Genomic DNA, 921 nt, shown 5'->3' on the forward strand with positions numbered 1-921 from the left:
AATAAAAGATCAGACAGAATCAATCATAAGCTGCTGATTATAATAAAAATTTACTTTACTTTAAACCCGGAAGAGCCAGCAGAATCTGTGGCGCCAAGAGCGCATGGGCGAAAAGCCCCGCAGAACCTGGCCGGAAGCGGTTGTGCGCTGGATCGAGGAGACCTCGCATAAGGCAAGCCATGACGATGATCTATGTCATCTACGCTGGCTCGATCCGCACCTGAAGGGACTCATGCTCGATCAGATCGACCGAGACCGGCTACGCACGCTTCGCGCCACCCGTCAGGCGGAAGGTGTCAGCAATGCCACTGTTAACCGCACACTGTCGGTTGTACATGCGATCCTGCGACGCGCCGAGCGAGTTTGGGAGTGGCTGGATCGGGCACCGACCATCCCACTGCTGCCTGAACCCAAGCAGCGCATCCGTTGGCTCACCCGTGAGGAGGCGGATCGCTTGATCGGCGAACTGCCTGAACATCTGGCAGACATGGCGCGTTTCAGTCTGGCCACCGGCCTGAGAGAGGCCAATGTCACGGGTCTTAAGTGGAGCCAGGTCGATCTTGAGCGGCGGGTGGCCTGGATCCATCCGGATCAGGCCAAGGCGAAGAAGGCGATCGGAGTGCCGCTCAATACAGATGCCGTCTTGGTGCTTCGACGCTGGGAAGGTCGCCACGACGAACGGGTCTTTGCCTATCAGCGTCACGATGCAAACGGTGCTCTTGTCTGGCTACCGGTCAGCAAAGCCGGTGGACGGGCCTGGCGAAAAGCGTTACAGCGAGCCGGGATCAAGGAGTTTCGTTGGCACGACCTGCGGCATACCTGGGCCTCCTGGCATGTTCAGTCATTGGACTTTGGACAAAGTATCTTACCAGCTGGCAAAAATCGTTCGCTCACATACAGTTGGAGTAGACAAGTCCTCTG

The 921-nt window shown here is 57.0% G+C and carries 1 protein-coding gene; it reads left to right on the forward strand.

Annotated elements, in window-relative coordinates:
- Window positions 1-232 precede the first annotated feature (232 nt).
- Window positions 233-921: tyrosine-type recombinase/integrase (locus GJ668_RS19835; protein ID WP_246195037.1), on the forward strand; the 689-nt coding region annotated here is incomplete at its 3' end.

The sequence above is a fragment of the Allochromatium palmeri genome (assembly GCF_009720725.1).
Lineage (GTDB): Bacteria > Pseudomonadota > Gammaproteobacteria > Chromatiales > Chromatiaceae > Thermochromatium > Thermochromatium palmeri.